The organism is Sphingomonas sp. DMC8 (assembly GCF_056314185.1).
In genome coordinates this window covers 458,301-481,778 of record NZ_JBQUYV010000001.1, presented here as the reverse complement: position 1 = coordinate 481,778, position 23,478 = coordinate 458,301, and the positions used below count along the sequence as shown (strand labels likewise).

Genomic DNA, 23,478 nt, shown 5'->3' with positions numbered 1-23,478 from the left:
CATGCAATTCAGGGAACCGCCCTTGCGGATTCTGCTTGTCTTTCCGCCCCGAGCGATCCCACCGAAGCTGAGCGGCCACCTTGCCGCTGCGGGCTTCGATCTGGAGCACAACGCCAGCCTTGCAGAGGCGCGGGAACGTCTTGCCGATGCCTGGCCGGACTGCCTGCTGCTCAGCCGCAAACAGCGTGACGGCGACGCCATTACGCTGGTGGATGAGCTACGGCGTACCGGCCGGCCGCTGCCGATCCTGATCCATGATCCCGGCGCTTCGGCAATGACGCGCATCGCGGGGCTGGACGCTGGTGCCGACGATTATCTGGCGCAGTGGTGCCTGCCGGATGAGATCGTGGCCCGTCTCCGGGCGCTGGTCTCCCCTTTCGACCACATCCACGGATCGGAAATCCGCTGCGGTCCGCTTGTGTTCGACACCTCCCAGCAACGCGCCTCGATGCACGGCAAGCCGCTGGACCTCAGCTTTCGTGAAACCCAGATGCTCGCACTGCTCGCGCGCCGCGCCGGAATGGTCGCCAGCGCGCCCTATATCGAATCGCAGCTCTTTGCGTCTGAAGCGATGTTGGGGTCGAACGTCGTCGCCGTTACCATCCACCGCCTGCGCGCCAAGTTGCGTGAAGCCGGCGGCGATGTCCGGATCGCGACCGTCAAAGGCATCGGCTACCGGTTGCACGCAGAGCCAGCCCTTCAGGCCATCAGTCGATAGCCCACGCCGGGTTCGTTGCGGATCAGGAGCGGGCGCGCCGGATCGTCCTCCAGCTTGCGACGGACGCCGCGCGCCGCGACGCGCAGATATTCCACATCGCTTTCATGTCCCGGCCCCCACACGTTACGGAGCAACTGGGCGTGCGTCACGACCCGGCCGGGATGGAGCGCCAATTCCGCAATGAAGCCGAACTCCTTCGGCGTCAGATGCACTTCCTCGCCCTCCCGCCGGACCAGCCTGGCGTCGAGGTCGATTTCCACCGTGCCGATCCGCACCACCGGCGCGCCCGCTTCACGGGTAAGACGATGACGGAGCGCGGTGCGGACGCGCGCAAGCACTTCTTCGGTATCGAACGGCTTGGTCACATAATCATCGGCGCCAAGGTCTAGCGCGGTGACCTTCTGTTCGGTTTCGTCGCGTGCCGAAACCACCAGCACCGCCACGCCCGCCGCCTTTAGCAGCGGAACCAGTTCCAGCCCGTCCCGGTCGGGCAGGCCTAGGTCGAGCAGCGCGACCTCGGGCTTGTCGATGTGCAGCGCATTCAGCGCCTCGCGCGCGGTACCCGCCTCTACCACCTTGTACCCGGCGCGGGTCAGGCTGGTCGCGAGCAGGCGGCGGATCGCCGGCTCGTCATCGACGACGAGCAGGCGGGCAGCGGGGTTCATTCGGCGTCTCCGGTTCTCAGCAGATGCGCCTCGTCGAAACGCAGGGTGAAACAGGCGCCGCCGCCCTCCGGGCGGTTGGACGCCGTCACGGTCAGGCCCATTGCCTCGGCAAAGCCCTTGACGATCGCCAGCCCCAGCCCGGTGCCGCCCTTGCGGTCCGATCCCTCGATCCGCGTGAAGGTTTCGAAGATGCGCGTTTCCTCGCCCGAGGGCAGGCCCGGCCCCTCGTCGCGCACGTCGAGCGCAAGGCCAGAGGATAGCCGCCGTGCCGCAACCGTGATCGGCGCCCCCGCCTCACCATATTTGGCGGCGTTTTCGAGGAGATTGATCAGGCAGTGGTGGAACAGCTGCGGGTCGACGCGGACCAGCGGCAATTCGGGCGATACATCCAGCCGTATCGGATGGCCTTCCAGCACGCGGCGCAGGTCGTGCACGGCAGAGGCAATAGCTTCGGCCAAATCGACGGGCTCGATCGTCTTGTGCAACGCACCCGCTTCGATCCGCACCATGTCGAGCAGATTGGCGACGAAACGGTTGAGTCGTTCCGCCTCGCCGCGGGCAGCGGCGAGCTGTTCGGCCTGGGCCGGACTTTCGGCCTCAAGCCCCGCGAGCATGCCTAAAATGGTTGTCAGCGGGGTGCGCAGATCATGGCTGACAGAGGATAGCAGCGCCGCGCGCAGCCGGTCGCGTTCCTGCAACTGGGTGATCGTCGCCATTTCGGATTCGAGCCCGATCCGTTCCAGCGCCAGCGCAGCCTGGTCGATCAGGCTCATCAGCAGCGGCAACTGGTCGGGCCGGATCGGCTGGCCGGCATCGGGGCTCGCGATGCCGAACACCCCCAGCACTCGCCCCCCCGCTGCAAGCGGGTGGAACAGCCATTCGCTGGCCGTCAGCGTGTCCGACCCGCGACCTGCGGGCTTGTTATGGTCGAATGCCCAGCGCGCGGCCGCCTGTTCCAGCATCTCCAGCCGGTCCTCGGCCGGATAGGCCGCCGCCAGCCGCAGCCCCTCAGAGCCCGGCAGCAGCAGCACCGTATGGGCGTCGAGCATCCGGGCCACTTCCGCACACAGCGTCTGGCCGAGATCCGCATATTTGCTGACACCGGTCAGCAGCCGGGCGAAGCCGGCAAGCGAGCTGTTCTGCGCCGCGCTGCGCTGGGCGAGGTCCGCCTGCACCCGCACCCTTGCCGCGAGCTGGCTGCTGACGATGCCGACGCCCAGCAGCACCATCACCGTCAGGATATTGCGCGGATCCTGGATGGTGAAAGTGTGGGTCGGTGGAATGAAGAAGAAATTGTACGCGAGCGACGAGACCAGCCCGGTCACGATCCCTGGCCAAAGGCCATAACGGGTCGCCGCAACCATCACCGGCAACAGGTAGAGCAGGCCGATATTGACCAGCGTGCCTTCAGGAAACACGACCCCGAGCAGCGTGACGAGTGCGGTCAGGCCCAGCGACACCAGATAGGCTTCGGCCGAACCAAAGGCGATCCGCCGGCGTTCGCGGCGGCCTTGATCGGCTTCGCCGCCACTGAGCGGCAGGACATGCACGGCAACGCCCGGCGTTTCGCGCACCAGCCGGTCGACCACCGATCCGTGGCGCAACTCAAACAGGCGCGAACGCGCTGACTTGCCCACGATCAACTGCGTCGCCCGCGCCTCGGCGACAAAGCGCTTCAGCCCCTCGATCACGCTTTCGGCGGGTACACTCGCGACCTGCCCGCCCAGCTGGCTTGCCAGGTGTAATGTCGAGGCGATCCGCGCTTCGTCCATGGCATGCAGCGTTCCGCTTCGGGCGGTTTCGATATGCACCGCCGTCCAGGGCGCACGCAGCGCATCGGCGGTGCGCTTGGCGGCGCGTACCAGCTCGGCCGACCCGGGCAGTTCGCTGACCGCAACCACCACGCGCTCACCGCCGGCCCAGGTGCCGGCCAGCGCATGGGCGCGTACATAATCGAGCATCTGGGCATCGACGGCCTGCGCCGCCCGCCGCAGCGCCAGTTCACGCAGCGCCGACAGGTTCGATTTGGAAAAGAAATGGCCTAGCGCCCGCGTCGCTTCCTCGGGCACATAGACCTTGCCGTCCTTCAACCGCTCGATCAGCTCGTCGGGCGGAATGTCGACGACTTCGATCTCGGCAGCTTCGAGCACCCGGTCGGGCAGCGTCTCCCGCACCCGCACGCGGGTGAACGACGCGACCACGTCGTTCAGGCTCTCGATATGCTGGATATTGACGGTGGAATAGACGTCGATCCCGGCCGCCAGCAGCTCCTCGACATCCTGATAACGCTTGTCGTGGCGGCTGCCCGGGGCGTTGGTATGGGCAAGCTCGTCGACCAGCACCAGTTGCGGGCGCCGGGCGAGGATCGCGTCGAGGTCCATTTCCTCGATGCGGCGGCCCTGATAGTCGACGGCGCGGCGCGGCACGATCTCGAAACCGTGCGTCATCGCCTCGGTCTCGGCGCGGCCATGGGTTTCAACGACGCCGATCACCACGTCGATGCCGGCGCGGCGGCGGGCCATGCCGTCCCCCAGCATCTCATAGGTCTTGCCCACCCCGGGCGCCGCACCGAGGAACACCTTCAAACGGCCGCGGCCCTCCTGCGCGGCTTCGCGCAGAAAGGCCTCAGGCGACGGGCGCTGATCGGGGTCGGGACGAGAATTCACTTGGCGCTATGTGCCTCGCCCGCCCCCAGCCTGTCGAGTGCCAGATTGAGCGCCAGAACATTGACGTGCGGTTCGCCGATAAAGCCCAGCAGCGGCTGTTCGGTATGGGCCGCAACCAGCGCCTGCACCCGCGGTGCCGGCAGGTGACGGGCAGCGGCCACGCGGCCGACCTGATACAGCGCCGCCGCCGGGCTGATATCGGGGTCGAGCCCCGATGCCGACGTCGTCACCAGATCGGCGGGAACCGGCGCCGCCGAGGTAACCCGAAGGCGGGCAACATCGCCCTTGATGCGGTCGGCCAGCGCCTGGCTGGTCGGGCCGAGGTTCGATCCGGACGAGGCCGTGGCGTCATAGCCGTCCTTGCCCGCAGCCGAAGGGCGCGGATGGAAATAGCCCGCACCGTTGAAATTCTGGCCGATCAGTTCGGAACCGACCACACGGCCCTTTTCGGTGACCAGGCTGCCATTGGCCTGATGCGGGAAGACAAGCTGGCCCACGCCCGTGATCGCGGCCGGATAAGCAAGCCCGAGCAGCAGCGCGAACAGCACGGTCAGCACCACGGCGGGGCGGACGGCAGAGGTAAGATCGTTGAGCATCGTAGTTTCCTTCGCCTCCCTCGCTGCCCATTTGCGCCCCCCTCCCGCTGGCGGGAGGGGTCGGGGGAGGGGATGATTATGTTGAAGAGCGTCAGGCCAATCCCAGCCCGGTGACGGCAAGGTCGATCAGCTTGATCCCGGCGAACGGGGCAATCAGCCCGCCCAGCCCGTAGATCGCGAGATTGCGCGCCAGCAGCGGGCCCGCCCCGATCGCACGATACTGCACGCCCTTCAGCGCCAGCGGCACCAGGCAGGGGATGATCAGCGCGTTGAAGATGATCGCCGAGAGGATCGCCGACTGCGGGCTGGCCAACCCCATCACGTTGAGCACGCCAAGCCCCGGGTAGAAGGCAATGAACATGGCCGGGATGATGGCGAAATATTTCGCCACGTCGTTGGCGACCGAGAAGGTCGTCAGCGCGCCGCGCGTCATCAACAGCTGCTTGCCCAGACCGACGATCTCGATCAGCTTGGTCGGGTCGCTGTCCAGGTCGACCATGTTGCCCGCCTCGCGCGCAGCCTGGGTGCCGGTGTTCATCGCCACGCCGACGTCCGCCTGCGCCAGTGCCGGCGCGTCGTTGGTGCCGTCGCCGCACATCGCGACCAGCTTGCCGCCCTGCTGCTCCTTGCGGATCAGCGCCAGCTTGTCTTCGGGGGTGGCCTCCGCGAGGAAGTCGTCCACGCCTGCCTCGGCAGCAATCGCGGCGGCAGTCAGCGGGTTATCGCCGGTGATCATCACCGTGCGAATGCCCATCCGGCGCAGTTCGGCAAAGCGTTCACGCACCCCGGCCTTGATCACGTCCTTCAGCGCGATCACGCCCAAAAGCCGGCCGTCCTGCGCCACTGCCAGCGGCGTCTGGCCCGAGCGGGCGATTGCGTCGGTCATGGTCCGCAGCTCGGTCGCAGCGGCGCTGTCGCCCAGCCCGGGATTGGCGCGGAGCACTGCATCCACAGCGCCCTTCTGGATCAGCCGCTCGCCCAGCTGCACGCCGGAGATGCGGGTCTGCGCAGTGAACGGAATAATTTCCGCACCAACCGGCAATTCGCGTTCGGCGACGCCGAATTTCTCGCGCGCCAGCACCACGATCGAGCGGCCCTCGGGCGTTTCGTCGGCAAGGCTTGCGAGCAAGGCAGCGCGGGCGAGATCGTCCACCGAGATACCGGAAACCGGGCGGAACTCGCTCGCCTGACGGTCGCCGATGGTGATCGTGCCGGTCTTGTCGAGCAGCAGCGTGTCGATATCACCCGCAGCCTCGACTGCACGGCCCGACTTGGCGAGCACGTTGAAGCGCACGAGCCGGTCCATGCCCGCAATGCCGATCGCCGAGAGCAGCGCCGCAATCGTCGTGGGGATCAGCGTGATGAGCAGTGCGGCGAGGATCGCTACCGGCACGCTGCCGCCGGCATAGCGGGTGAAGCCCGGAATGCTGCCGACCGCGATGAGGAAGATGATCGTCAGGCCGACCAGCAGGATCGTCAGCGCGATTTCGTTCGGCGTCTTCTGCCGCTCTGCGCCTTCGACCAGGGCGATCATGCGATCGAGAAAGCCCTGGCCGGGATCCTGCGTCACACGGACCTTGATGAAGTCGGAGATCACGCGCGTGCCCGCCGTCACGGCCGAGCGGTCGCCGCCCGCCTCACGGATCACGGGCGCGCTTTCGCCGGTGATGGCGGCTTCGTTCACGCTGGCGACGCCTTCGATCACCTCGCCGTCGGCCGGGATCAGATCGCCGGTCTCGACCAGCACGATCTGCCCCTTGCGCAGCCGAGCGGCGGCGACGACTTCAATGCCCGATGCACCCACCAGTCTTTTGGCAGTCAGTTCGGACTTGGTCGCCCGCAGCGATGCGGCCTGGGCACGCCCGCGGCCTTCGGCCAGCGCCTCGGCAAAGGTGCCGAACAGCACGGTCAGCCAGAGCCACACGATCAGCTGGATCTGGAAGCCCAGCGGCAGATGCTCGCCGCCTAGCGCCAGCAGCACGGTGAGCAGCAGGGCCACCACTGCAGTGGTGAACAGCACCGGGTTCTTGACCAGATCGGCCGGGTGCAGCTTGCGGAAGGCGTCGCCGATCGCCGGCCCGATCAGCTTTGCCGAAAAGATGGAAGAGGCAGTCGACATCGATTCTACTCCAGTTCCCCCTTGTTTCGCAGGGGACGGACACCGCCGGGGCGGCGAAAAACAGGTTGAGGGTGGGCGCCTTCAGGGGACGACGTCACGCCCACCCTCCCCTCTCCCGAGCGGGAGAGGGATTCGTCAGAACAATTGGCCGTGCAGCATCGCGAGATGTTCGGCGATCGGCCCCAGCGCGAGACCGGGCAGGAAGGTAAGCCCGCCGACCACCAGAATGATGCCGACCAGCAACCCCACCCACAGCAGCCCGGTCGTCGGGAACGACCCTGCGCTTTCGGGGTGATACTTCTTCGCAGCCAGGCTGCCGGCGATCGCCAGCGCCGGCACCAGCATGAAGAAGCGACCGATCCACATCGCCACCGCCAGCAGCCCGTTGTAGAAGGGCGTGCCCGCAGTCAGCCCCGCAAAGGCCGAGCCATTGTTGCCGGTTGCCGAGCTGAAAGCGTAGAGAATCTCGCTGAACCCGTGAGGTCCCTTGTTGAGCGGTCCGGCCAGCCCATCGGGCAGCACGGCGGCCAGGGCAGTGAAGCCCAGGATCATCAGCGGCAGCACGGCGATGGCGAGCACCGCCAGCTTCACTTCGCGGCCCTCGATCTTCTTGCCTACATATTCAGGCGTACGGCCGACCATCAGGCCCGCAACGAACACGCTCAGCAGCGCGAACAGCAGGAAGCCATAAATGCCCGATCCGACGCCGCCGACGACGATCTCGCCGAGCTGGATGTTGAACATGGGGATCATCCCGCCCAGCGGCGTGAAGCTGTCATGCATCGCATTGACCGCCCCGCACGACGCCGCCGTGGTGATGACCGAGAACAGCGCCGAAGCAGCCACGCCGAAGCGGACTTCCTTGCCCTCCATATTGCCGCCGGCAAGACCCATGGCATGATGGATCGGGTTGCCCGCCGCTTCCTGCCAATAAGTGATGCCGACCCCGGCGAGGAACAGCACCATCATCGCCGCGAGCAGCGCCCAGCCTTGACGGGTGTTGCCCACCGCCTTGCCGAAGGTCCAGGTCAGGCCAATGCCGATCAGGAAGATCGACAGCATCTGCACGAAGTTTGTGAGCGCCGTGGGATTCTCGAACGGGTGCGCCGAATTGGCGTTGTAGAAGCCGCCGCCATTGGTGCCGAGCATCTTGATCGCTTCCTGGCTGGCGACAGGGCCGACCACCAGCGTCTGGTGCGCGCCTTCCAGCGTGGTCAGATCGATCGTGCTGGCAAAGGTCTGCGGCACGCCGCTCGCGAGCAGATAGAGCGCATAGACCATGCTGAGCGGCAGCAGCAGATACAGGGTGACGCGCGTGCAATCGGCCCAGAAATTGCCGATGCCGTTCGCCTGCCGTCGGGCAAAGCCGCGGAACAGCGCAAACGCCACCGCAATACCGGTCGCCGCCGACAGGAAGTTGTGAATCGCCAGCGCCATCATCTGGCTGAAGTTCGACAGCGCTGCTTCGCCCGAATACCACTGCCAGTTGGTGTTGGTGACGAAGCTGATGCCGACGTTCATCGCCCCGTCGGGGGTGAGGTTCGCCAGGCCGCGCGGGTTCATCGGCAAAACCGTTTGCAGGCGCAGCAGCGCATAGGTGAACAGCGTCAGCACCAGCTGGAACAGAAGCAGGTGCACCGCATAGCGGCGCCAGCTCTGCTCGACATCGGGGTTGATGCCAGCAAGGCGATAGAAGCCGCGTTCGACCGGCGCGAGCACGCGGTGGAACGGCGTGCGGCTTCCTTCATAGAGAGCGAAGAGCCACAGACCGATCGGCTTGGCGAGCGCGACGGCGATGGCAGTGAAAGCGAGGATGAGCGCCCAGCCCTGGATAGTCATGGCAGGCCCTTTCAGAACCGTTCGGGCCGCACGAGGACGGCGACGAGATAAGCAAGAAGGCCCAGCGCGGTGAGCCCGGCGAGCGCGAGATCGAGCGTCATCGGATGCCCCTCCTCACGCCTGGTCGCACAAACGGACAAAGGCGAGCGTCAGCAGGAACAGCCCTGCCAGTACGCCCACCCACAAAAGATCGGACATGGTCTTGGTCCTCAATCGGCAAAGGGTACAAAAGCGCGGTCAGGCACGGGGATCAGACGGAACAGCCCCGGGCCTTCGATCAGAAAGGCCCATCCCAGGCACCAGCCGACCACGGCGAGCAGCGCCATGGCGAACACGGCAAGACCCGGGCCAGCGGGTGCGGGATGGGCCAGCACGCGGTGCAGCCAGATGCCCGCCCAGGCGCATAGCCCGAGCAGCACCGCCCCAAGCGCGCGCACCGCGATCTGAAATTTCCAGCCCGGCCTTTCCGCCGCCAGGCGCTGCAGGATCGCCGCCATCGCCGCCGCTCCCAATTCCCGTGGATGATGCGGAGCGCTGTGGCCGCGATTGCGATTAAGGTTCCACGGGGAAGAGCGGCCTTCGCATAAAGAAGCTATAAAGTTTGTGGTCGCGCACGCGCGCGGCGCCTAGAGGCGGCAGCATGGACGACGTACATCCGCATTCCGACGCACATTCACATCAGGACGGACTTGCCACCCTCGCCATCGGCGCGATCGGGGTGGTGTTCGGCGACATCGGAACCTCGCCGCTTTACGCGCTGAAGGAAAGCTTCATCGGCCACCACAAGCTGGCCGTCGACCCGGCGCACATCTTCGGCGTGCTGTCGCTCGTGTTCTGGACGATGATGCTGATCGTCACCGTCAAATACGTCTTCATCATCCTGCGCGCGGATAACAAGGGCGAGGGCGGCAGCCTGGCGCTGCTCGCGCTGATCGGCGCGCGGCTGCAGGCGCGGCGCTGGATCGCGCTGATCGGGATGCTGGGCGTGCTCGCCACCGCGCTCTTCTATGGCGATGCAATCATCACGCCGGCCATTTCAGTGCTGTCGGCGGTCGAAGGGCTGGCGGTGGTGCAGGATGGACTAACGCCGCTGGTACTGCCGATCACTATTGCCATTCTGGTCGGCCTGTTCGCGATTCAATCGCGCGGCACCGCCACCGTCGGCAAGCTGTTCGGGCCGGTGATGATCGTCTATTTCGCGGTCCTGGCAGTGCTCGGCGTGATCGGCATCGCCCATGCCCCGCGTATCCTGTGGGCGCTCAGCCCGCATTACGCGCTGGCCTTCTTTCAGCTTAACCCGACGCTCGCCTTCCTCGCGCTGGGCTCGGTCGTGCTGGCGGTGACGGGGGCCGAAGCGCTGTATGCCGATATGGGCCATTTCGGCCGCAAGGCGATTTCGATCGCGTGGCTCTACATCGCCTTTCCCTGCCTGATGCTCAATTATCTGGGCCAGTCGGCGCTGTTGCTCGAACATCCCGAAGCGATCGAGAACCCCTTCTTCCTGATGGCCCCTGACTGGGCGCGGCTGCCGCTGGTGATCCTTGCCACTATGGCGACCATCATCGCCAGCCAGGCAGTGATCTCGGGTGCTTTTTCGGTGACGCAACAGGCGGTCCAGCTCGGCTATCTGCCGCGCCTCAAGATCCGCCACACCAGCGCCAAGGCAGCCGGGCAGATCTATGTACCGCTGGTCAACTGGCTGCTGCTCGCGCTCGTCATTCTGCTGGCACTGGGCTTCAAGAGCTCGAGCAACCTGGCCGCCGCCTATGGCATCGCCGTCACCGGCACGATGTTCATCACCGCCTGCATGCTGGGCGTGCTTACATTCGCAGTGTGGCGCTGGCCGCCGGTGGTGGCAACGCTCGTCACCGGCGGTTTCCTGGTGATCGATGGCGTCTATTTCGCCTCGAACGTCACCAAGATTCCCGATGGCGGCTGGTTCCCGCTGCTGATCGCGGCGATCGCCTTCACCGTGCTCACCACCTGGGCAACCGGGCGCAAGCTGGTGCGTGAACGGCTGCACGAAGGCGCCATGCCGATCGAGCTGTTCATCCGTTCGGCCTGCCATGCAGTGCCGCGCGTGCCCGGCACGGCCGTGTTCCTGTCCTCGACCGCCGACGACATTCCCCCGGCATTGCTGCACAATCTCAAGCACAACCGCGTGCTGCACGAGCGGGTGGTGGTGCTGACCGTCGCGATCGAACCGGTGCCGCATGTCCGCAGCCAGGCCCGCACCGAAGTCGCGCAAATGGGTGAAGGTTTCTACCGCATCATCCTTCATTACGGCTTCATGGAGGATATCGACGTGCCCGCGGAGCTGGCGCGGATCACCGATGCCGGGGCGCCGTTCAAGCCGATGGACACCAGCTATTTCCTCGCCCGCCAGACGCTGATCCCGTCGCGCCGGCCGGGGATGGCGATCTGGCGCGAAAAGCTGTTCGCCTGGATGGTGCGCAACGCCGAAAGCGCGATGGAATTCTTCAAGCTGCCCACCAACCGCGTCGTCGAACTGGGCAGCCAGGTGGAGATTTAGGGGACGCGGCGCAGTTCCCCGCACCCGGTCATCTGTCCGCCGATTCGCTATTGCCGAGCGCAGGACTCGGAATAGCATTGATGCGTTGCGGCCCCGATTCGGAGAATCGCGCGCATGACCGGACTAGTCCTGACCAACCCAGATCTGTTCTCCGTGGTGACCATGGGCGATGCTCCCTCGCGGTTCTGGCGAGCGGTGCTCGGCCTCCCTCCCCAAGGGGAAGCCCATATCCCTTACACCGCCGAGACGCCCAGCCAGCGGAGCCTGTGGGCCGCACGGCTGGACGACGCGGTGTTGCATGCATCGCGGCCGGTGTTGCTGGTCGCCAGCGGGGCGAGCTGTTTCGCGGCTGCCTGGTGGGCGCGCCTCTCGCCGGCCAGCTATGTGTCGCGTGTCGCGGGCGCGTTGCTGCTGGTGCCGGGGGCCGACCGCCTCGACCCCACACTGCCCGAGCGGTTCGATTCACCGCGAGCAGCCTTGCCCTTCCCTTCGGCGCTGGTTGACATCGACCGCCCTGCCCAAAGCGACCCGCAGCGCCTCCACCTGCTCGCCCAGGGCTGGGGCAGCGGCCTGCTCCAGATTCCGGAGCAGGAGCGCACGCCGTGGCAAAACGCCCGCGCGCTGGCATTGCGGCTGACCGCCCAAATCATCGACCGACGCCTGCGAGTTGCCGATGCGCTGGGCGTGATTATGGAGAACTGAACAGAATCCTAGAAGGCTCCGGCACATCGCCAGAAAATAACCCTCGATATTACAGCGTTGTTTACATCCGTTTCGGGTATATCTTGCGACCTCCTATAAACGGTGCATGATCCACGCATCGAAGAATCTACAGGAGGAGGATTGCCATGAGTCGGATTATTGCAGCAGCCGCCACGCTGGCGCTGATCGCTACACCTGCGCTGGCGGGCCCATGCAAGGACGCCAAAGGCAAGTTCGTGAAGTGCCCAACCGCAGCAGCCCCCGCAGCCGCTTCGGGCGTAACCAAGGACGCCAAAGGCCGGTGCCACGTCGCCAGCGGCCCGAAAAAGGGCCAGTTCACCAAATGCCCCTGATGCCGCCAATGGCCGAATGAACCCGGCCCTTGCCGATCCGGCAGGGGCCATCATGCTATAAAGAAAAAGAAAGCAAAGGGGCGGCTGGTGGAGCTGAGGGGAATCGAACCCCTGACCTCTGCAGTGCGATTGCAGCGCTCTCCCATCTGAGCTACAGCCCCGCCGCCGGTCCCCAGGGTGCCCCGGGAGGGGCTCCCATTAGCGATAGCCGCAACGCGATGCAACTGGCTTCGCACATTCCCGGCCGGCGGTTTTTTCGCCGCGCCGAAGCGCCTGTATACGCTGCAAATTTCAGGAACTGATCGCGCGCCCGCTCGCTTGTGACGCAGACGGCAACAAGAAACCGCCGCACTTCCCAAGCCCGAAGCAGGAGATAGGCAGATGAACGATCGCAACAATCCCTATGCGCCGAACGATCGCTATGACGGTAGCGATGGCGATTATACGCGCGATTATGGTTCGGGGCGCGATTACAGCTATTCGAGCGCGCGCGACTATGCCGCCGCGGGCGAGCTGGGCGGCGGGCGTGGCCGGTATGGCGGGCGCGAGCAGCGCGACTATCGCGACGACTGGAACCGCAACCGGCCCGACTGGCGCGCACAGGATTATGGCCAGCAGCAGCGCTATGGCGGCCAGAACCAGCGCGATCGCGACTTTGGAAGCTATGGCAACTACGGCGGCGGCTATGGCCAGGGCGGGCAGCAGAACCGCGGCTGGAGCGATCGCGGCGCCAGCAACCGCGACTGGGGCCGCAGCGGCAGCGCCGGCAACAACTATGACGACGATCGCGGCTTTTTCGAGCGTGCCGGCGACGAGGTCCGCTCGTGGTTCGGCGATGAAGAGGCCGAACGCCGCCGCCGCATGGACCAGCGCCAGGACGAGCTGCGCGCCCGCCAGGAAGGCCGCGAGCACCCCGACAATCACTACAGCAACTGGCGCCGCAGCCGCATCGAGGAGTTCGACCGCGATTACGACGAATATCGCCGCGAAAATGCCCAGCGCTTCCACAACGAGTTCGAAAGCTGGCGCACCGAGCGCACCGGCCAGCGCGACGCCCTGCGCCGGGTGACCGAGCATATGGAAGTGGTCGGCTCCGACGACGTGCATGTCGGCACGGTCGACAAGGTGCGCGGCGACCGCATCCTGCTGACCAAGACGGACACCGATGCCGAAGGGCGCCACCACTCGATACCCTCGCGCTGGATCCAGTCGGTCGACGACAAGGTCCGGCTGCGCAAGACCGCCGAGGAAGCCCAGAACCACTGGCGCGACGAGGAGCGCTCCGGCGCGCTGTTCGGCGAGAAGGGCGAGGACCGCACCAACCGCGACGCCCAGAACTGGCGCAGCGATCGCAACCTCAACCGGAGCTTCTCGGGCACCTATTGAGCCCGCGGAGCAGAAAGGGGCGCCCGGCGGCATTGTCGGGCGCCCTTTTCACACCCCCCGCCTCACCGCAAAAAGCCGTTCAGCGCCCCGGCAAAGGCCTCCGTCTGATCGAGCATGATGAAATGGCCGCTGTCGGCCACGGCCTGCACCGCCAGATGCGGCGCCCCGGCATATTGCTTGCGGTAAAAGTCGAGCGCCGACGCCTCCCCGCCCTGCGCCGCCGCCGACGGCACCAGTACCAGCACCGGCGCGGTGATGCCGGCAAGTTCGGGGCGCATATCGGTGGTCATGTCCTCATAGAATGCCTGGGCGACCACCCGCATATCGGCCTGCCGCGTCCAGGCTGCGACCTTCACCCGCGAATCCGGCTTCAGCGCGAGTTGCGCCGCGCTCTGATTGACAAAGGCATCGGGCAGCGTCTTGCCATAAAGGCTCGCCATCTGCGTGCGCAGCATGTCGGCAACGGGCTGCACGCTCTGCACCGTGGCGTCGGGCGAAGACAGCACCCCGACAAACGGCAGCGCATCGACGATCAGCACCCGGCCGGCATCGCCGGGGTGCCGCGCGGCGAGCATCAGCGCAACCAGCCCGCCCATCGAATGCCCCACCACAGGCACCGCACCCAGCTTGCGCGACGCGATCAGGCTGTGAAGATCGGCGACGATGCCGTCGAGCACGCCGGGCTGGAGATTGGCGCGCGGATCGTCGCCGGCGAAGCCGTTCACCTGCACCGCATAGACGGTGTGGTGCCGGGCGAGATCGGGCACCACCCCGTCCCACACCGCGCGCGGGCTCGCCAGGCCGGGGATCAGGATCACCGGGCTGCCGCTGCCCGATACCACCACCGAGATATGGTCCATCTGCACCAGCGCCGCCTCGGCCGGGGCAGCGGCAATCGTCGCCGCCCGGGCATGGCCGAACCAGCCATTCGCAACCGCGATGGCAATGAAAATCGCCGCCCAGGGCAGCGCCCGGTCGCGGCGGCACAGGCAAGACATCAGACGAGTCATTGGTCGCTCTCCAGTGCGGGATTGACGAAAATCGCTTCGATGGCGAGGCCGAACAGATCGGCGATCTTGAAGGCGAGCGGCAGCGAGGGATCGTAGCGGCCGGTCTCGATGGCGTTGACGCTCTGGCGCGAGACCTCCAGCCGCTCGGCGAGATCCTGCTGGCTCCAGCCGCGCTCGGCACGCAGCACGCGCAGGCGGTTCTTCATGCGCAGCCCCCGTCGCCCCGGCTGCGCAGGCGGATCACCCCCTGGCTGAGCCCCATGCCGAACGCCCAGAGCGGAAAGGCGCCCCAGAGCGGGAAATGCGCAACCACCCCGCCCTCTTCCAGAAACCCCCAAACGGTGAAGAAGGCGAGCACCACGCCAAGTCCCCCCAGCGCCGCCGTGGCATTGGTGGCGCGCAGAAACTCGTCCTTCTCCTCGACCAGATAAAGGCCATAGGCAGTGATCGCCGCAAGCAGCGGCAAGGCCGGCGCCAGTGCCAGCAGGAACAGCGCCGCGCCCTGCGGATGCCAGGCGCGGCTGGCCATCGCACAGGCGATGATGACGACGGCATAGACCCCCATCGCACTGGAGAACCGCCAGCTATAGCGGCGCTGGGCCGGGTTGAGACGCTCACGCTGCATGTCAAGCTCCCTTGTGAATCAGTCAAGTTAGCTTTACGTCAAGCGCGCTTTACATGTCAATGGTGCTTTACAGACCCGCCGCCCTGCGAGCGTACTCCAAAGCGCATCGAGAGAAATCCCTTCCGCCGGGATGACAGGGTGTTTTCCAGCGCACGGCCGGCCGGCTGGACCGGGGGTGAAGTTTAAGAAGTTTAGGCCCACGCGCGTGCGCGAGAGGCGGGTGAAGTTTAGGAAGTTTAGGCTCACGCGCGTGCGCGAGAGGGACGAGAGGCTGTTGATCCGACAGAGGCAAAGAGCGGCGCCTTATTGAGATGAAACCTGAACATATAGGGAACATACAGCTGGGAACAAGAGGCAGCAGGCTGGCTGGAAGTGGAACGGAGCTGCCGTTCCTAGGTGATGTGCCAAATGGCAAGTCCTGCCAGGAGCCGACGTCCAGCGCTGCGCTGGCCGGCTATCAGACATCGACCGAGGCTGGGCCGATAGCTGAAGGTCGGCTTCACGTTTAGGCAAGGCCGAAGTCGGACGCGGCGGAGCCTCCTGCAGCAAAATGGGCAACAGGGTTGCGCAGATGAATTTTTGATCCGGACCGCGCCGGGTCGGCAAGGATTACTGCTTCTTAGCCTCGACCGCGCTCGGCGCGGACGGCGGGCTGGGAATTTTTAGATACCCTTGAAGATACGCTGCCACGATCGTGGCGAGTACCGTGGCGATTATTCCAATTGCCCACGAAGTGAATGATGGCCAGATACGGCCTAGCATTCCGGTCTTCTTCTCCCCGAGATAAATTGCAGCGAATGGAACGTACCGCGAGTGGAGCCAATTCACCGCAACTATGAGCGCCAAAACTGCTCCCATCAAAACGGCGCGATCCCGAAGGGTCGACAGGCTAGGTAGAACGACGATTCCGCCTAGCATAAGGACTTGATTTACTCCAACGCCCCATCGTTTTATGTTCGTCACGTAACTTCGTTCATACCGCTTTAGGTCGCGCTTAAGCGTCTCTAAACGACCTAATACCCATGCCTCATTCGCGCCCTGCGTCATGGCTGTATTAGCGCCGGGGCCAAATTCCACCGATACCACATTGTTTGCGCCCAACCCGTCCGGTTTCTGCGCAAAGATTTTAATAATTTCTGCTCTATCCGCACTGAATTGCAGCTGCTTGAAATCGTCTAAGTAGCGAGCTTGCTCGGTGCCAGCGACCACCGTTATGATCACAGTCGGAAAGTCGTTTCGAATGCTCTCCGCAATCTCCGTAAACTGGCTGCGGTTTATTTCAATCGCACCAAAATGGTGACGCGCGACGTGAAACTGCTCGATCCTTTGGGCTTCGTCTGACTGTCCTCCATCGCCGTGCGGGAAGAGAACAAACGTGCCCGCCGAACCAACCGTTGTTTCCCAATCACCCCTTATTTCGCCCTTGCCGTCCATCTTTCCGACGATCGTCAGGGCGCCAAATTCAAGCCCCTCTATCTCGATCTGGGGCTGCCCCGATAGTTTCAGTGATGCTCCCTCAAACGTGCCCTGGACGGCATAGATGGCAATCGCCACACCGGGTTCATTCATTCGCAGCGTGCCAGTCAGGGCCGAATCATCGCCCTCGAGTGTGATGAACACATTGCCAGTGTTTGTGCCGAACGCGCGGCCAGCCCAACGCTTTGCTATAGTCATGAGTGCCCCTTTGCGTTCTTATAGCCTGGATAAAGCGGAAAGAACAAGCTGCGAACATCGGCGGGATAGCTGACGTTCCGTTGCGCGAACTACTCTATGAAAAATCAAGAGCATGCGGCGTAACAGAATTGGGTTCTAAGTTTGCGTTAGTGGATTACAGATCGCGAAGGGCGTCGCGGGTCAACGCTTGAGCCGAAGCCGACATCTAATAGAAACGGCAACAGTCAGGGAAGCAACGGCGGTGCGTCGAGAAGCTTTGACTGATGTACTGAGAAGCGGTGGCCAAACCGCTCGCGCACTCGACCGATCATAGGCGCGTACCATGATGGCGCAAACGGAGACTGCGTCCTGGGTGTCGGTCTTGCAGGCGACTCCCTATACTCGGACGATGATCCAGTTCCTCAACTCCAATGCCGGGGCCGTAACAGCGCTTGCCACGGTAGCATTGCTGATAGTGACCGGCTGGTACGCGTGGACGACGCGAGCCCTCTTACGAGAGGCTGAGAAGACCCGCCTATCCGCTGGAGAACCACGGGTTGTTGCTTACCTTCGTGTTCACGAGATCCATTCGAACTTTGTGCAGCTTTGCGTAGCCAACCTAGCCGGGGCAGCGGCGGCCGGTGTCACAGCCTCCATTGCGAAGGTGACAGAATGGCCACTTGAGTTCGACCTAGAGAACTCGGCGATTTTACGCGATCTCAAGTTCTTACGGCCGCACGAAGTCTTGCGTTTCGATTTGGAATCAGGCTCGGAACTGTTCCGGGACAATGAGCCGGCCGTCTTCAAAGCCCACATTGCGTTCGAGAGCCTAGATGGCCGAAAATTCACTTTCGACGACATTCTCAAGGTTGAAAGCGTTACCGGCCACGGCAATTGGCAAGTCTATGGAATTGATGATGTTGCTAGAAGGCTCAAGGAGATTGCCGATACAATGAAGTCAGTTACCGGAGGTCGGCGCCTAAAAGTCGATGCCTTCAGTGGGGCTGATCGTCGAGAAGAGCGGCGCTTGCAGAAAGAGCAAAGGGAGCGTTTTAATAGACTGCAGCAACCCGGGCCGGATCAGACTCAGCCTTCGCCTCACCCATTAAAAGGCTCGGAGTGATATCAACCGACGGCAGCTTTCAAGATTGCCGGCCGGTGGATCGAACGGCCGACATGGGGCGCGCTTCTGACAGAGAGCCTCGCGCTGAGCGAACGGCAGGTTCTGGCCGAAGCTTCCATTTAAAGCCCGACCGCGAGAGACGCATGTTGGTCGCAAGCTGACCACCGCCTTTCCCAACGCGGCGAGGCCGCCCTACCCCCTCAACCGCTCCACCATCTCCGCCGCCACCTGGCTCAGCGTATCGTCCCGCGCGCCCATCACGACGATGCGGTCGCCGGGGCGGGCCTGGGCCACCAGATGCGCCGCCGCCGCCGCGCGATCGGGAATGTGGAGCGCGGTGGCGCCGGTTGCCGCGACATCGGCGATGATGTCGGCGCTGGTCACTTCGCGGGCGACGGTGCCGCCGTGATAGACCGGGTCGGGCAGCACCAGCACGTCGTCGCGCCCCAGCTTGCCCGCGAACATCGCCACCAGCTCGTGCCGCATCACCTTCAGCGGGCCATAGCCGTGCGGCTGGAACAGGATCAGCAGCCGGCCGGGAAAGGCGTGGAGCGTATCGAGCGTCGCGGCGATCTTGTCCGGATTGTGCCCGAAATCGTCGATCACGGCGACGCCGCCCGCCTCGCCCACCAGCTCGAAGCGGCGGCGCAGGCCGGTGAAGCCGGCGATGGCCGCGCAGGCATCGGCCAGCGTCACCCCTGCCGCCACCGCCGCGCCGATCGCCGCCAGCGCATTGGCGACATTGTGCCGGCCGGGCACCTGCAGCCGCACGCGGTGCGTCTCGCCGCCGGTGACGAGATCGAAGCGGATCGCAAACGCCTCCGGCACCAGGTTGACCGCCATCAGGTCCGCCTCGCCCTCCACCGCGAAGGTGCGGGTGCGGCCGCGGTCCAGCGCCATCGCCAGCGCGGCGCTTTCCGCATCGCCGACATTGACCACGGTGGTCGCCGCCTTGCCGGCAAAGCCGCCAAACAGCAGCCGCAATTCCTCCAGCGACTTGTGGTCGAGGCTGACATTGTTGAGCACGGCGATGTGCGGCCAGTAATTGGCGATCGAGCCGTCGCTTTCATCGACTTCGCTGACGAACGCCTTGCCGCCGCCCACCAGCGCGCTGGCGAACGGGGCATCGGGGGTGGCGAAGTTCTTCATCACCGCGCCGTTCATCACCGTGGGGTCGCGGCCGCAGGCGTGGAGAATCCAGCCGATCATGCCGGTGACGGTGGACTTGCCGCTGGTGCCCGCCACGCCGATCGAGCAGGGCGAGGCGTTGAACAGGCTGGCGAGCAGCTCGGCCCGGGTGCGGCGCTCGCAGCCCAGCGCGGCGGCGCGGACCATGTCGGGCACGCTCGGCTCGATCGCGGCTGAGGCGACCACCACCTGATCGGGCGACTGCACGCCGCTGCCGTCCTGCGCGAACAGGCCGATGCCGCGCGCGCGCAGCCAGTCGAACTTGGCGGGCAGGCGCGCCTGATCGAGGCTGCGGTCCGATCCGGCGACGCGGGCGCCCTGTCCGGCGAGGATCATCGCCAGCGGCATCATGCCCGATCCGCCTATCCCTACGAAGAAGTATGCTTTGCGGTGCTGCATGGGCACGCTATCGGCGGTTTGAGGAGTGTGGGCAAGCATATGCGAATTGGCGTTGTCGCACCGGCGCGAACGGTGACCAGGGAATCTTCGCTGCGGATGGCGGCGTTCATGGCGCTGACCTATCCGGAGCACGAGATCGTGTTCCACCCGCAATGCTTTGAGGAAGCGGGGCATTTCGCCGGGACGGACGCGGTGCGCGCCCAGGCGTTTCTGGAATATGCCAATGATCCGGCGATCCACGCCATCTGGTTCGCGCGCGGCGGTTATGGATCGAACCGCATTCTGGAAGCGGTGATGCCGCATCTGGGGGACGCGGCGCGGCGCAAGACCTATCTCGGCTATTCGGACATGGGGTTCATGCTCGGCGCGCTCTATGCGGCGGGGATCGGCCATGTCGCGCACGGGGCGATGGCGAGTTCGCTCGGCCGCAACGACGACGGCAAGGATGCCGGCTGGTCGCTCGGCTGGCTGATCGAGCGCGACCGGCGCGGGCTGGAGCCCAGCCTGGCCGACGGGCGGCCGGCGGCGGCGTTCAACCTGTCGATCCTCAGCGCGCTGATCGGCACCAAATATCTGCCCGACCTGACCGACCATGTGCTGATGATCGAGGAAGTGTCGGAACCGCTGTACCGCATCGACCGGATGCTGTTCACCATGGCCCATGCCGAACAGCTGAAGGGCGTGGCCGGCATCCGGCTGGGCGCGGTGACCGAGATCGACCCCAATGGCGGCGAGGCGTTCGGCGAGACGATCGAGGAGATGATCGTGCGCTGGTGCCGCGAAATGGGCGTGCCCTATCTGGGCCGCGCCGAAATCGGCCATGTCCATCTGAACCGGGTGGTGCCGTTCGGCGTGGCGTGAGCGCCTTCCTCAGCCGGTCTGTTGCAGCATCCGCTCGGCAAGCTGCCGGTCCACTCCCGGCACGACATGGTCGATAAAGGCGCGCAGCGTGGGGGTCATGCTCTTCTTCGAGGGGTAGCAGAGGCTGATCGCGAAATCGTCGGTCCGCCAGTCGGGCCAGAGGCGGACGAGCTGGCCGGCGGCAAGTTCCTCTTCGCAGGCGACCTGCGGAATCACCGCCACGCCCAGCCCCGCGCGGGCGGCCTCCAGGATCACCGACCCGTCATCGCTCGCCAGCCGCGGCTGCATTTCGAGCTCGCGGCGCTCGCCCGAGCTGTGCACCAGCGTCCAGCGCGTCTCGCGGCCGGGCGCGCCGAAGGTGAGCGTGGGGATCTCGCGCAGCGCCATCACATCGCGGCCGGCAAGGCTCGCCGCCAGCGCCGGCGCCGCCACCATCACCCGGTGCAGCCGCGCAAACTCGCGATAGATCAGCGAGCCCGAGCTGGGCGGATCGACATTGCCGCGCAGCATCACGTCGAAGGATTCGCGGACCAGATCGACATCTTCGCTGGTGACATGCAGTTCCAGCCGCACGCCGGGATAGCGGGCGAGAAAGCCGGGCAGCAGATCCTGCTCCAGCGCGCGGGCGAACCCCGGCTGGCAGCACACGCGCAGCAGGCCGACGATTTCGGTGCGGGTGCGCTGCGCGATCAGCCGGGTCGCATCGATGCGGTCGGCGATCACGTCGCAATGCTCGAAAATCTCGCGGCCCGCCTCGGTCAGCCGCAAACTGCGCGTCGACCGTTCGAGCAGCCGCATCTGCAGATCATTTTCCAGCCGCGCGACCTGGCGGCTCAGCTTGGCCTTTTGCGAGCCCGTCGCGCGCGCAGCCGCGGTGAAGCCGCCGTGGCGGACCACCTGCGCAAAGGCGGCAAGGTCATCGAGGTGCATGGTCCGTCGATACCAGCAATTGCACGTCCGGGAAGCCTTTCAAAAGCTGGCGCCCGGCCGGGGGTGGACCGGCCGGGCGCGCCCTGCGGCGCGTCGCATACGCACGCAGGCTAGGGCCAGCGCCATTGGTTGGGGGGGAACCAGGCGCCGGCGCGGGATCAGAAGCGATAGGCGACGCCGAACAGCACCTGGTGCCGGTCGAACTTGCCGTCACCACCGCTGAGGTCGGTGTAGCGATATTCGAGGCGGGCGGAGACCTTGTCGGTCACCATCCGCTCAAGGCCGCCGCCGACCAACCAGCCATCGCGGCTTTCGGAAACCGAGCGACCCGCCAGCGTGGTGCCGACCAGTTCATTGGCATAGCCGCCGCGGACATAGACCAGGGTTGCCGGCGTCACGAGATAGCCGGCGCGCAGGCTGGCATCGATCGAACGCTTCGGATCGACCTGCACACCGCCCCGGGTGAAAGCGCTGTCGATCGGCAGGTTCAGTTCGGCCTGGCCGCCGACCACGATGTTCTGCGCGACCTGCCTGTCATAGCCGACAAAGCCGCCGGCGACGCCCGTATCGTGATGGCCGATCACCGGCGTCACGCCCAGGTCGGTGGTCGGGTTGCGCACGCCGGTATATTCCCAGCCTCCCTGCACACCCACCGACGGCCCGTTGAACGACGAGGCGGACTGGGCATGCGCGGCACCTGCGATCGACAGCGCGGCGACGGCGGCGAGGCCATGGATGAATTTCTGCATTGTAACGCTCCTCTGAACAAACGGGATGGAGCGTAATTCGCCTGCAAGGGGGGAGCAGCCCACCGGACCTCCGGCGCAAATACCCGCTTCCTCCGTGCGATGGGCGGTCACCCTCACATCGTTGCCGTCATTTCGTGTCGTTACGAGGCCGTGATTAGGGGGCAAAAGTGAGAATGACCGTTGCCGAAATCGCATCAATCGGCAGCACGAACGCTACTCATTCCATGTCGCCGGCTTGCCATCCGCAAGGCTGCGCGGGCATGCGGGGGCGCCGGTTTTTACCCCCCCGGCGGCACGGCATAAGGATGCGCAATGAACAACCCTGCGATCGACCCGGCGGCGCTGCGCGCACGCCATGGCGCTGTCCGGCTGCTCGCACATCCCTCACCGATCGAACGGCTGGAACGGCTGGAACGCGCGCTAGGCACGCGCACCGCCCTCTATGTGAAGCGCGATGACGTGGCGGGCATTGGCGGTGGCGGCAACAAGCTGCGCAAGCTGGAATTCCTGCTGGGCGAGGCGCTGGCGCAGGGCTGCGACACCTTCGTCACGACCGGCGGGCTGCAATCGAACCATGCGCGGCTGAGCGCGGCAGCGGCGGCGCGGACGGGGCTGGCCTGCGAACTGGTGCTGGCCGATGTCGTGCCGCGGCACGATCCCGACTATCGCCACAACGGCAATCTGCTGCTCGACGGCCTGTTCGGGGCGACGGTGCACCGCGTGCCCGGCGATACCGACCCGCTCGCCTTCGCCCAGACGCGGGCAGAGATACTGCGGGCGGCGGGGCGCCGCCCCTATGTCGTTGGCGCGGGCGGATCGTCGCCGGTCGGCGCGCTGGGCTATGTCGGCTGCGCCTGGGAGATACTGGCGCAGGAGGCGGCGCTGGGGCTGCGGTTCGACCGGATTCTGGTCCCCAATGGCAGCGCCGGCACCCATGCCGGGCTGGCGGCAGGCATGGCGGCAGCCGGCGAGCCGGTGGCACGGGTCCAGTCCTTCGCCGTACTGGCTACCCCGGAGCGCGCCCATGCCGAAACGCTGGCACTGGCGCAGGCGACGCTGGCCCATAACGCCCTGCCCGACAGCATCACGGCCGAGGCCATCCGCATCGACGGCAGCCAGCGCGGCCCCGGCTATGGCATCCCAACGCCGGCGATGCGCGAAGCAGTCGAACTGCTCGCCCGCACCGAGGGGCTGCTGCTCGACCCGGTCTATAGCGGCAAGGCCTTTGCCGGGCTGATCGCGGCGGTGCGCGCGGGTGCCTTCGCGCCGGACGCCGCAGTCCTGTATGTGATGACCGGCGGCGTGCCGGGCCTGTTTGCCTATCGTAGCGCGTTCGAGGCGGCGGCTGGCTGAGCCCGGCGGT

General features: G+C 65.6%; 22 protein-coding genes and 1 tRNA gene. 8 read left to right on the top strand and 15 right to left on the bottom strand.

The window, feature by feature from the left end:
• The first annotated feature begins 22 nt into the window (after positions 1-22).
• A complete protein-coding gene (locus ACT53K_RS02270; protein ID WP_476226904.1) occupies positions 23-718 on the top strand; it encodes a response regulator transcription factor in 696 nt (231 codons plus the stop codon).
• Here ACT53K_RS02270 and ACT53K_RS02265 read toward each other — a convergent pair.
• From ACT53K_RS02265 to ACT53K_RS02235, 7 genes are all read right to left on the bottom strand, one after another.
• The gene (locus tag ACT53K_RS02265) at positions 700-1,383 is read right to left on the bottom strand and encodes a response regulator (protein ID WP_476226903.1); all 684 of its coding nucleotides are present in this window, start codon (positions 1,381-1,383) and stop codon (positions 700-702) included. The genes ACT53K_RS02270 and ACT53K_RS02265 overlap by 19 nt on opposite strands.
• Complete coding sequence (locus ACT53K_RS02260; protein WP_476226902.1) at positions 1,380-4,049, bottom strand: DUF4118 domain-containing protein; 2,670 nt, start codon at positions 4,047-4,049, stop codon at positions 1,380-1,382. The genes ACT53K_RS02265 and ACT53K_RS02260 overlap by 4 nt, the downstream gene beginning before the upstream one ends.
• Entirely contained in the window at positions 4,046-4,645 is a 600-nt protein-coding gene (gene kdpC / locus ACT53K_RS02255) for a potassium-transporting ATPase subunit KdpC (protein WP_476226901.1), read from the bottom strand. The genes ACT53K_RS02260 and kdpC overlap by 4 nt, the downstream gene beginning before the upstream one ends.
• Positions 4,646-4,736: 91 nt before the next feature.
• Positions 4,737-6,764 (bottom strand): potassium-transporting ATPase subunit KdpB, encoded by a 2,028-nt coding sequence (gene kdpB, locus ACT53K_RS02250; protein WP_476226900.1) that lies wholly within the window; start codon positions 6,762-6,764, stop codon positions 4,737-4,739.
• A gap of 135 nt (positions 6,765-6,899) precedes the next feature.
• Positions 6,900-8,603: a potassium-transporting ATPase subunit KdpA gene (gene kdpA / locus ACT53K_RS02245; RefSeq protein WP_476226899.1), complete on the bottom strand. Its 1,704-nt coding sequence runs from the start codon at positions 8,601-8,603 to the stop codon at positions 6,900-6,902.
• A gap of 11 nt (positions 8,604-8,614) precedes the next feature.
• Positions 8,615-8,704, bottom strand: a complete 90-nt coding sequence (kdpF, locus tag ACT53K_RS02240) for a K(+)-transporting ATPase subunit F (RefSeq protein WP_476226898.1) — start codon at positions 8,702-8,704, stop codon at positions 8,615-8,617.
• A gap of 108 nt (positions 8,705-8,812) precedes the next feature.
• On the bottom strand, positions 8,813-9,100 hold the full coding sequence (locus tag ACT53K_RS02235; RefSeq protein ID WP_476226897.1) for a hypothetical protein: 288 nt from the start codon (positions 9,098-9,100) through the stop codon (positions 8,813-8,815).
• A 143-nt stretch (positions 9,101-9,243) separates the two neighbouring features.
• Between ACT53K_RS02235 and ACT53K_RS02230 the strand changes: the two genes are divergently transcribed.
• From ACT53K_RS02230 to ACT53K_RS02220, 3 genes are all read left to right on the top strand, one after another.
• Positions 9,244-11,136: a potassium transporter Kup gene (locus ACT53K_RS02230; RefSeq protein ID WP_476226896.1), complete on the top strand. Its 1,893-nt coding sequence runs from the start codon at positions 9,244-9,246 to the stop codon at positions 11,134-11,136.
• 114 nt (positions 11,137-11,250) lie between these two features.
• Entirely contained in the window at positions 11,251-11,838 is a 588-nt protein-coding gene (locus ACT53K_RS02225) for an alpha/beta hydrolase (protein WP_476226895.1), read from the top strand.
• A gap of 146 nt (positions 11,839-11,984) precedes the next feature.
• Positions 11,985-12,191, top strand: coding sequence for a hypothetical protein (locus tag ACT53K_RS02220; protein WP_476226894.1), 207 nt, complete (start codon positions 11,985-11,987; stop codon positions 12,189-12,191).
• An 85-nt stretch (positions 12,192-12,276) separates the two neighbouring features.
• Here the strand turns inward: ACT53K_RS02220 and ACT53K_RS02215 are convergent.
• Positions 12,277-12,352, bottom strand: a tRNA-Ala gene (locus ACT53K_RS02215).
• Between the two features lie 220 nt (positions 12,353-12,572).
• Here ACT53K_RS02215 and ACT53K_RS02210 point away from each other — a divergent pair.
• Entirely contained in the window at positions 12,573-13,577 is a 1,005-nt protein-coding gene (locus ACT53K_RS02210) for a DUF2171 domain-containing protein (RefSeq protein ID WP_476226893.1), read from the top strand.
• 62 nt (positions 13,578-13,639) lie between these two features.
• Here the strand turns inward: ACT53K_RS02210 and ACT53K_RS02205 are convergent, their stop codons facing one another.
• From ACT53K_RS02205 to ACT53K_RS02190, 4 genes are all read right to left on the bottom strand, one after another.
• Positions 13,640-14,587, bottom strand: a complete 948-nt coding sequence (locus ACT53K_RS02205) for an alpha/beta fold hydrolase (protein WP_476226891.1) — start codon at positions 14,585-14,587, stop codon at positions 13,640-13,642.
• Positions 14,584-14,793: a helix-turn-helix transcriptional regulator gene (locus ACT53K_RS02200; RefSeq protein WP_476226890.1), complete on the bottom strand. Its 210-nt coding sequence runs from the start codon at positions 14,791-14,793 to the stop codon at positions 14,584-14,586. The genes ACT53K_RS02205 and ACT53K_RS02200 overlap by 4 nt, the downstream gene beginning before the upstream one ends.
• Positions 14,790-15,212, bottom strand: a complete 423-nt coding sequence (locus tag ACT53K_RS02195; RefSeq protein WP_476226889.1) for a hypothetical protein — start codon at positions 15,210-15,212, stop codon at positions 14,790-14,792. Before ACT53K_RS02195 ends, ACT53K_RS02200 begins: the two co-directional genes overlap by 4 nt.
• 609 nt (positions 15,213-15,821) lie before the next feature.
• A complete protein-coding gene (locus ACT53K_RS02190) occupies positions 15,822-16,886 on the bottom strand; it encodes a hypothetical protein (protein WP_476226888.1) in 1,065 nt (354 codons plus the stop codon).
• Between the two features lie 322 nt (positions 16,887-17,208).
• On the opposite strand from ACT53K_RS02190, the gene ACT53K_RS02185 reads away from it, so the two are divergent.
• Positions 17,209-17,988 carry a hypothetical protein gene (locus tag ACT53K_RS02185; protein ID WP_476226887.1) on the top strand — a complete coding sequence of 260 codons (780 nt, stop codon included), beginning with the start codon at positions 17,209-17,211 and terminating at the stop codon, positions 17,986-17,988.
• Positions 17,989-18,180: 192 nt separating this feature from the next.
• On the opposite strand, the gene ACT53K_RS02180 is transcribed toward ACT53K_RS02185, so the two are convergent.
• Positions 18,181-19,575 carry a glutamate ligase domain-containing protein gene (locus ACT53K_RS02180; RefSeq protein WP_476226886.1) on the bottom strand — a complete coding sequence of 465 codons (1,395 nt, stop codon included), beginning with the start codon at positions 19,573-19,575 and terminating at the stop codon, positions 18,181-18,183.
• A 39-nt stretch (positions 19,576-19,614) separates the two neighbouring features.
• Between ACT53K_RS02180 and ACT53K_RS02175 the strand changes: the two genes are divergently transcribed.
• Positions 19,615-20,436 carry an LD-carboxypeptidase gene (locus tag ACT53K_RS02175; protein WP_476226885.1) on the top strand — a complete coding sequence of 274 codons (822 nt, stop codon included), beginning with the start codon at positions 19,615-19,617 and terminating at the stop codon, positions 20,434-20,436.
• A gap of 9 nt (positions 20,437-20,445) precedes the next feature.
• Here ACT53K_RS02175 and ACT53K_RS02170 read toward each other — a convergent pair whose 3' ends face one another.
• A complete protein-coding gene (locus tag ACT53K_RS02170) occupies positions 20,446-21,366 on the bottom strand; it encodes a LysR substrate-binding domain-containing protein (protein ID WP_476226884.1) in 921 nt (306 codons plus the stop codon).
• A 158-nt stretch (positions 21,367-21,524) separates the two neighbouring features.
• The gene (locus ACT53K_RS02165) at positions 21,525-22,115 is read right to left on the bottom strand and encodes an outer membrane protein (protein ID WP_476226883.1); all 591 of its coding nucleotides are present in this window, start codon (positions 22,113-22,115) and stop codon (positions 21,525-21,527) included.
• A 312-nt stretch (positions 22,116-22,427) separates the two neighbouring features.
• On the opposite strand from ACT53K_RS02165, the gene ACT53K_RS02160 reads away from it, so the two are divergent.
• A complete protein-coding gene (locus ACT53K_RS02160) occupies positions 22,428-23,468 on the top strand; it encodes a D-cysteine desulfhydrase family protein (RefSeq protein ID WP_476226882.1) in 1,041 nt (346 codons plus the stop codon).
• The last annotated feature ends 10 nt before the right edge of the window (positions 23,469-23,478 follow it).